General features: G+C 46.2%; 4 protein-coding genes. All 4 read right to left on the bottom strand.

All coding sequences use genetic code 11. From position 1 onward, the window contains the following. Window positions 1-251: hypothetical protein (locus tag BCT81_RS29025; protein ID WP_133152649.1), on the bottom strand; the 251-nt coding region annotated here is incomplete at its 3' end. Further along, window positions 238-7,296, bottom strand: coding sequence for an RHS repeat-associated core domain-containing protein (locus BCT81_RS16855; RefSeq protein WP_241908226.1), 7,059 nt, complete (start codon window positions 7,294-7,296; stop codon window positions 238-240). The genes BCT81_RS16855 and BCT81_RS29025, both read right to left, overlap by 14 nt. After that, entirely contained in the window at window positions 7,293-7,817 is a 525-nt protein-coding gene (locus tag BCT81_RS16850; protein ID WP_102425194.1) for a hypothetical protein, read from the bottom strand. The genes BCT81_RS16855 and BCT81_RS16850 overlap by 4 nt, the downstream gene beginning before the upstream one ends. Window positions 7,818-7,831: 14 nt before the next feature. Further along, entirely contained in the window at window positions 7,832-9,355 is a 1,524-nt protein-coding gene (lnt, locus tag BCT81_RS16845) for an apolipoprotein N-acyltransferase (protein ID WP_133152648.1), read from the bottom strand. Window positions 9,356-9,403 lie beyond the last annotated feature (48 nt).

The following is a 9,403-nucleotide window of genomic DNA, read 5'->3' as shown; positions in this document are numbered from 1 at the left end:
ATTAAATATAAATAGTATCTTCCAACATTATCATCAAAGCTTCCAGAATTTATATGCTCTTCATACAGACGTTTTAACTCAACATCTTCTTGCTTGGTAATTACTCCATCAGATGTATGTTTTTCATAAATGGTTCTATATTCATTTTCTGAATAAGATGAATCTATAGCGTAATTTTCAACCCAGTTATAGAAAATAACAGAGATAATAAAAAGCAATACACATGTAAAAATAGGCTTAATACGAGTCATTACCTAATACCCCTCCATTATATGAATCACATGAAAATAGACATATCCGGAAATCAGTAATTGAATATTGAATAACTCCCAATGGCTCATAGGAGTATGAACCAATAGGGTACGCGTCACTGATAGAGAGAACCTCCGTTTGATAGTCCCAAGGCCCTTCCCTTGATATATCGTATGTGACCGTTCTTTCAACCACCTGAAACTCTTCAAAAAGATCTGACTTCTCAACCAATAGCTGAGCTTTCAACCCATACGTCAAAACTCTTTTAACTTTATAGGCATTATCAAACGCATCTCCAAACCCATCGATGTCCTTCCATTCAGCTGAGATAGGTCGTCTTTGATAAACCCCCTTACCATTAACTATTCTTCTTTTTTTTGCTCTTTCCTTCTGAATCATAACATCATTATATAAATAAATCGTAATCACACTAACAGTAGAACGCATCACTGCATCTCGACTATTCGCTCCGCTCGCAGCTGCCGCAATACCTGACACAATCACCATACCGCCTGCTTCCTGAAGCGTCAGCGTTTTATCACCATCATGAACAATACCACCGCCCAGTTTACCAATGACACCACTGATAAAGCCTTGCTTGAAGCTGCCACCTTGCAACTCATGGAAGCCGCCTTGCACCACGCCATGAGCGACGGGCAGAGCCGCCCCAAATGGACTTGTGCCACCCGAAGCACCATGAGCTACCCCATAGGTGACACCCGCAGATAGCCCTCCTAACACGCCAGCTTGCATCGAGTCACCAAAGTCACCTGTCGTGATATAAGTCGTAGAAAATGACACGGTTGCTCCGCTCGCAGCCGCTTGCGCGACGGGTTGTAATCCCGCATACAACCCGGAGGCAGCGTACCCCATCGCGATAGCGCCAACCACCATCCCTGCCATTTGTATCGCCGGGTTTTCAAAGGTTTGACTCACCACAAAAAAGGCCATGGCCGCGGCCCACCACACCCAATGCCCCGTCGGGTCCGTATACTTTAGCGGGTTGTTATAAACGTACGCGTAACGGTTGTAACTTTGACTCAAGCTTGGTTCTGGTACAAACGTATCTGCACTCAAGAATCGACCAATGGCTGGGTCGTAAAGTCGCGCGTTCATGTTGATAAGACCGCTGCTGTTACCGACGTTTTCATGCCCAGTGAAGCCGCGCATTTCAGCATTGGTAAACATCGGTGTGGCTTGTAACTCTGCCGACACTAAAAGCTCACCAAACGGCGTATAACCGCGCTCAATTTGCACTTGCCCATTTGGGTCGGTGATTAAATCTGCCGTCCCTAATGCATCTCGATGGAAGTAAGCGGTTCGGTCAATTTGCTTTTCACTGCCAATTAACGTTTTCACGTGTTCAGCGACCGCCTGATTGTCTGCCATAAATCGGTGGCGCATCGCAGTCACCGCCTTGCCGTCCGCGTTGGTCGACACCTCTAACTGGTACTCAGGGCTGATGTAGTAAGTTGTGACCCCATCGGACGTCTGTTTCACACGCTCTCGCTCACTGCCATACTCATACTGAGCGACGGCGCCATTGTCATTAATGTGCTTGGCCTTGTTAAACGAGTTCCAAGCGATAGTTCTTCCACGACCTGAAACCATATTGCCGTTGGCATCATACGTATAATCCCCAACCAATTGCCCGTTGGCATTGACATTAAACTGGCCTTGTCCGGTTTTATACGTCAAGTTGCCATACACATCATAACGATAATCGCGCTCGACCTGAGCAACACTGCGATTATCGCTGTAATGCCACTGCGTTAAACGGTCAAAATCATCGTACTGGTAAGACTCCTGTTGATTTCGAACAGCGCTGACTTTACTCAGAACGTTACCGCGCTCATCGTAAGTATAATGAATGTCTCGAAGATAGTTGGCCCCCATTCCCGTCGTAATGCGCTGAACCGTACCGCGAGAGCGGTCAATATCACGCCTTGTCAGCATCCCATTACCAAAGAGCTCACCACCAATTCGTCCAAAGTTATCACGACTGGTCGCTACCCAGACAATTTCCGCCGTATCATCATCAAGGCGTTGATCTAGAATCTCCTGAAGCTCTGCCTCCGCGACCACCAAATCATCAAGTTCATCGGTTAAGTTAGACAGTAAGTCAGTTTCTTGTCTGGCTAATGCGGCATTTTGTTGCGCTTGAGCAATCAATTCATTTGCCCGACGCTCTGCATTATCAGAGGCCGCTTGATAGTGGTTCGCCTGACTCCGCTTTTGATAGGACTGAGCACGCTGACGATTCGCGATCGCTTGATAGTGGTTTGCCCATTGGTTATAAACTTGCGTTAAGTTAATGCTGGCCCTTGCGCCATTGTAGCAACCAAGAGAAGCTAACTTTCCTGTAAAACAGCGACGCGTCTGAACCATCCACAGTGGTACTTTAGCCGTAAAATACTCTTTCCTTTTGCAGTTCCCTTTCCAATCTTTCTTAGTACATCGGTCATATTTGTAGTACGCGTAGCCATTTTGTGTCTTGTAGTTACTGAACACTCGATGACCAAAAACGCGCCAGTAATATTGAGCGCTACGACGATAACTCGCGGCGCGGTTAGCATTAATATTGGCACTTCTAAATAAAGAGCTCGCACTGGCTCTGAGTTTGTTGGCGCTATTTTGGTAACTATTACTTTTGGCAAACAGCTGCGCTGCCGCTTGACGCAAACGTTCAGACTCTTCGATGTAGAATTGCGCACTTTTCTCTAACTCATAAGCTTGCATTTCGAGTTCAACAATGCGCTCAGAGGTGGCTTTTAACGCTTTCTCGATTTGCAGGTATTGGCTATCCCAAATATCAGAATAAGGGATACTCATTCGCTTAAGCAGACCATTCACATCGTAATCTTTATCTAAGTTCATCCCCGACGGGAAGGTAACCCGACTGAGACGACCTTCTTCATTGTACTCGTAGTAGGTGGTGTACTCTGAGCCATCGATGGATAGGGTCATCGATTGAGTGCGTCCCAACGCATCGTACGTATAACGACGTTGGCTACTGTCACTGCTGGAGGCATCAAGTCCCCCTTTCAGCGATTGGTCATACTGCCATTGATTGATTTCATCTGGGCGAGTTTCATTGATTTTACGACCGAGTGCATCGTAAGAGAACGTGGTGCGCTGTCCTTTCGCATCCTGTTGCCAAACCAGCTCCCCCCACGCATTGTGACCATACGTCCAAGTGCCCATCGCAGGGTCAATCATCTTGGTTTTATAACCGAGCTGGTCATAACTCAGTTCCGTTATCAGTCCATTGGCCTCGGTTTGGGTGAGGTTACCTACCGCATCATAGGTATAGCGTAGGGTCGATTGACCATTTTCTACGATTTGTACCGTCTGCCCCAGACCATTGGTTTGCTCGACCTTTTCGAACGCTCCGGGGCCCGTTATCGTTGCGGTTAAGCCTTGATAGCGAGTGGTCGCCACAAGGTCGCCGACCTCTTCTGTTGGTTGAGTTTGAGTAGTAGGCCGACCTAACCCGTCATAAGTGGTTTGTAACCAGTACGTCGCATCCCCTGCAAAGTACCCCTCAAAATAAGGCACAGTTTCCCCAACGAGCTGACCTTTCGCATCGTAAGCCTTATCAACCATGATGTTTTTACCATCACCGTTCAATTGTTTGGTGCGCACTTCACGTCCCAACCTGTCAAAATACGTGGTCGATAATCCACCCTGAGAAGTTTGTGTGGTCACCATGAAGACACTGCGGTCACCCAACGTCAATCCGTGTTGGTCTAAACCGGCATCCGCGCCATCGCTCCATTCATAGACTTGTTCAACCCAATTACCATCGGGCAAGATTTTCTTAATTTCTCGACAATAATCGTCATAAGCAAACCGGGTCATCAACCCATTAGCATCGGTGACGGTATCGGGTGATCCACACGAGTTGTTATAAGTGGTCGTGACAAAGTGACCAAGGGCGTTGGTATGCTTCGTCACTCGACCTAACGCATCGTACAGGGTCGTCGATTGACGCGTTTCACCACTGCCAGTCGTACGCTCTAAGGTTCGAAAACCGCTGGTATTGTAGTTAAATTGAGTCGTCAAAGAGAGTGCATGTCCAGGTTCGACAATTTGCTCAACCAAAGCCCCGGTATTCGCATCATAAGAGAAGGTCGTCTTTCTCGTTTGAACATCGTGACCATTGGATTTGGTCACAGACACATCGAGAGGTTTGCCGATTAACCAACGTTGCGTATCATGCTGATAACGCGTGCTCGTTTGTTCAACAAATCGCTCACCATTGCCATCTTCGACCGTTCGAGTGATGGTATCGGGAAAGTTAAGTGCATCGTAACCTTGATATTGCGTGACAGTATGGGTCAAAAGGTTTCCTGATGTATCCCACGCCGATTGACGGTTTTCAATCATTTGTGGCCAAGACTGCCCAGAGACAGGAGACGTCACCTCTCTATAATCAAATTCGCTTTGAGCAATCTTTTGGTTATTGATTCGCGTTTGCCTACGCTCAACATAAGGTGTCCAATCACTGCGGTACCCGGTCACGGTGGAGGTGAGGGTATGACTCGCTAAATCTTTGGTTTGTATTTCCCCAAATCCGAGCAGCCCCTTATCAGGGTGAGCGTGATACCCTTTATAGAAGTACTCGCTACGGTTCATACCGCCAATGCCATTACTGCGCTTAAGCGCCTTGACCACTTTAAAGTTTGGCTCAAGAGCAATGAGTCCTGAAGGCGCTTGCGCCCCTTGAAACACAGAGGCATTTCCTGTTAATCCATACTCAAACTCACTTTTCACACCTAACCCTGACGTCACCGATTTGAGTAAAGCCAGCGGCTCGAACTCATAAGAGAGGCATGTTAATCCATCGATAGAGCGATAACAGTCGCCGATTAAGCCGTCGCCATTGGCGTCGACGCCCTTTTTGAACGGCCCGTAAACGTTATTCACAGCCATAGAGTAAATCGTCGTTTTAATACCAAAGAATTTTTGAATCTTATTCCCTGAAAACGACATCTTGTCTTTAAGCAAATCAAGGTCAGCGTTTAACGTGGCTAACACGGTCGGCGAATTAAAATGCTTACCGTCGCCATAAGCACAATAAACGCGCTCTCCGGCGATATAGCACAAGTCAGACAACCCATCATTGTTTCGGTCAGACAGCATGATGGACGCTTCAACCTGTGACACGTTATTCTCATTGCCAGTGTCGATTCTAAAATGGTCTTGTCCGAGCGTTAACCATGTTTTGGCGGCATCAAAACCTTGTCCTGTATTTTGGTGGCAAACAAAATCATTCCCTTGTCGGTAACATAGCTCGGCCAATCCATCACCGGTAACATCGACAAGGTTCATGGTACGTTGCAATTGTTCAACTACGTTGACGTCTTGCTCGTGGGTATCATGATTCGGTGATTGAGAGGCGGTGTTTTTTAACCCAACGGGCAATTGACTTGCCCAGCGCTGAGCAGCTTGAAAAGAGAGTGTACTGCTGCTGGATTTTTGACCCAAAGAGCAATAAAAATGGCCATCAAGCTTCACGCCACATAAATCAGCAAAACCATCTTGGTTAATATCAATAAATTGGCTTTGTGGTAGGTTCACAGGATCGAAATCAACACTTCCAACACCAAAGGATATTGACTGATACGTTTTCTCTAACGGGTAACCTTGGCCCATTAAGACATAATCGGCGCTAAATCCTCGCCCTGTATTGTTGGCGCAAACCACTCGGTTGGATTCAACTCGGCAAACATCCGCCAAACCATCGTTGTTTGAATCCAACAGTCTTACGGCATCATCAATGGTGTGATTTCGACTCCAGTAACGCCCCGAATTAAACGAACGTCCTTGATTATTCAACGCGCAGAAAAAACCAGTTTCATTGAATGCACACAAGTCTTGAAAGCTGTCTTCATTAATATCAAGTAAGCTCAACGATGCGTGGTTTTGAGCTTCCTCCCATGCACTGCCTTGAAAGTCGTGACTCCACTTTGTCGCTAAGGCGTAGTTCCCTTGCCCTTGGTTAATTCCGCAATAAAGCCCATCGTCAAGGTAGCACATGTCACTGAGACCATCTCGGTTGATATCACCCGCAACAAACCCTTTAAATTCATCGAGAGAGTACAGTGTCTTTTGCTCAGGCTCTCCCTCTGCATATGGGTTACTTTCCCATTCAAAAGTATGCGCAGGCATGCAATCGCCACCAGAGCCGCACACTCGCAAACTCTCCATTCGACTGAATTCAACGCCTTGAGAATTCACTTCACCGTATTTGAATTCAATGCGGCGAAGCCCATGACCACCGCGGTTAATTTGAATATTGTCGAGCTTTTGTCCCAGAGTCTGCTTGTGACCAAAACGATAGGCAGCCAACACATCAGGACGGCTCGTATAGTTAAAAGCAAGCGTCACGTCGGCATATTGAATATTATCGAGATAGTGCTGACCTTTGTGAGTGCGATAGCGAAAGTCGATACCATTTTCAAATCTGTCGGATTGTCTCGATATGAACCATTCAAGGCCATGACCATCAACGCTCAATTGAGCATCCTCTCTTGAGCCATAACGCGTCACGTACCCATCAGACGAATAAATAGTCCAGCTTTCTGGTCCAGAAGATAATTGACCGTTTGCAACAATTTTGGTCTGCCACCCCCCTTTCGTTCGATATTCGCTCCCCCCTTGGCCTTCGCGACCAGACACTAAAAAGAGACGTTGACCGTCTAAGCAATACACATCGGTATCATCAAATCGCATCCCACTATTGATGCCATCGTCTTGTTCGTTACGACTACAGCGAGTAATGCTCGACAACCCGTTCAAGGTCATTCCAAGCCCTAACGGACCATTGGCGGAGCCTTGCTGATATTGAACCGATAACGCGGGAACTAAGTCGTTGACGCCACTAGGCAGTTGCAAATCAACTTGATATCCAGATTTACCTTGAGAAACCAGCGCGCGTCCACTGAGCTCGCCAACCGAAGCGGCGACCGTCGGCAATGAGACGCCAACCATCATAAGTAATGAAGCGCTCACTTTCATGATATTCATCGCCTTCATCATAACGACTCCTTATTGTTACCGAGGTTATTGAATCTTTTTTCAATATCAATCAGGTCAGTTTCCACGTCGACCACTTGTTGTTGAATGGCTTGTATCTTGGGTGAGGCGGTGTCTGGCGTTAAAAGCGTAGGGTCATAATTCAACACAATGCCTTCACTCTCAAGCTCAGACAAAATGACACTGGCCCTTGCCAGAACTAACTCTGGAGACTCCTCCATTGATTGAGCTTCGGCCGTGTCTTGATCTAATCTTACTTTTTCATCCGCAATGTCTTGATTGAGCGTCTCCAGCTCTGACAACATCTGAGCTTCAATGCGTTCACTTTGAGATTCAAATGACTGTTGTGATGCTACTTGTTGGCCTTCAAACCCGGTAAACTCAGAGTTCCGCACTGAGTTTACTGGGGGTGCAGAATGACCGATGCGTTGAGTTTGAGTTGAATTATCGTAATTGAAAGCAATAACGCCTACTCCGAGCGTCAGGGTAATAAGAACCCCAATCGTTAGCCAACGATATACCATGACGTATCCTTGTATTATTGCGCTCTAAATAGGCGCTTCTGAGTAAGAGAGTTTGTGTTAATGGGATGCATTCGATTAGCAAGGTGAATGAGTATAAGTACGCCACCAGAAAGCCAAAGTAGCCACTGATGTCCATACTGCGTGTAAAGCGTTTGGCGCTCATTCAAAGGCACCAATACATCCATGATCTGTGTTGTTTGGTTTTCCACTTGACGAAGAACCGCCCCATCAGGGCCAATTAAGCTGGTTTTTCCTTGATTGGTGGAATAGACGACAGACTTGCCCACTTCAGCCGCCCTAACCCGACTAAGCTTCAATAAGAATTGTTTCACCCAAGGGGTATGAGTCCACTCAACATCACTTAATAAAAAGGCGACGTTGCCAGCGTGCAATTTAGAGGTAAAAACATCGGAATAGAGCGCTTCATAGCACACAGCCAACACCGCTCGAAGTGAGCCAAACTCATGCTGGGTAATCGAATTAGAAACGACCTGAATATCGCCGCCTCGAGAAAGTGTCACTTGCTCAACCCAATCGATGAACCAAGCGGGTCGATATTCACCAAAAGGAACTAATCGTTGTTTAAAGTAAATCGGTGAGGGTTGATCACTTCGGTAAATCACATTCTGTAAATGTTGACCGTTTCTAGCTTGTCCGCCCCACACCACCACAACACTCTTTTGTTTCAGCTTGTCTAAACTGTCCTTCACGAATGGCTGTATCTCTTCATAAGGTAAGGACATAGAGGATTCTGGCCACACAACGATATCGGCCTTAGGGGCTTGTAGAGATAGGGAGACGTAACGTTGAATGCGCTCAATAACATCGTTCTTGGAAAGCTTGTTCGGTCCAGTGAAGTTACTATGTAAAATACGAACAGAAGTGTTCGATTGACTTTGCTCAGAGAACTGGGGCAATAAGAGCGCCTGATTACCCCCCCAGAAACTCATTAACATCGTTACGAACAACGTAAAAGACTTAAGACGACTTGATTTATTACATATCAGCCAAGCAAATGAGCTGGCCAGTAGGTAAACAAGAAAACTCCCACCCAATGCGCCAATAACATTTAGCCAACCGGAAAACCCAACATCTAGCAACAAGAGCCCTGGGTGTAACCAAGCAAAAGAAAAGACAGTGTGCTCTCTTAATATATCAAGAGACACCAAAACAAAAGGAAGCGCTATGAGCGTGCGAGAAGCAGTCAGAGTGGCTAAAAGACAAGGAATAATGAGAAAACTGGATGATAGAATAATGACTAAAAGAGGCCAAAGCCCCCACCGAATCCAACTTGCATCCCCATACTCTTGAGCCAAATAACCATTTACCCAAAATAAGCTGGTCGTGTAATAAGCAACGCCAAATAGGAACCAAAGTGCGCTTTTAGAACGAACGGTTTTTAAGTTAACATAAACGACAAAGGCCAACGCAAAGGCCGCCACCGAGACACCAACTCCGAAAGAATCGACTCGATAAGACATTGCACTTAAAGCACCAGCAATCCCCCCAAAAAGGCTACCACGCAATATAGAATTCAATACTAATAACCCGAGAAAATAAAATTTATAATGTCAAAACTTCTAACA

This window comes from Vibrio sp. 10N.261.52.A1, from assembly GCF_002876325.1.
Lineage (GTDB): Bacteria > Pseudomonadota > Gammaproteobacteria > Enterobacterales > Vibrionaceae > Vibrio > Vibrio chagasii.
The sequence above is the reverse complement of the archived record's forward strand: the minus strand, read 5'-3'. Positions and strand labels throughout refer to the sequence as shown.

Bases quoted from the DNA above. Each gene is read 5' to 3' on its own strand.
- BCT81_RS16850 (WP_102425194.1), bottom strand. From the start codon at position 7,817: ATGGTATATCGTTGGCTAACGATTGGGGTTCTTATTACCCTGACGCTC.
- BCT81_RS16855 (WP_241908226.1), bottom strand. From the start codon at position 7,296: ATGATGAAGGCGATGAATATCATGAAAGTGAGCGCTTCATTACTTATG.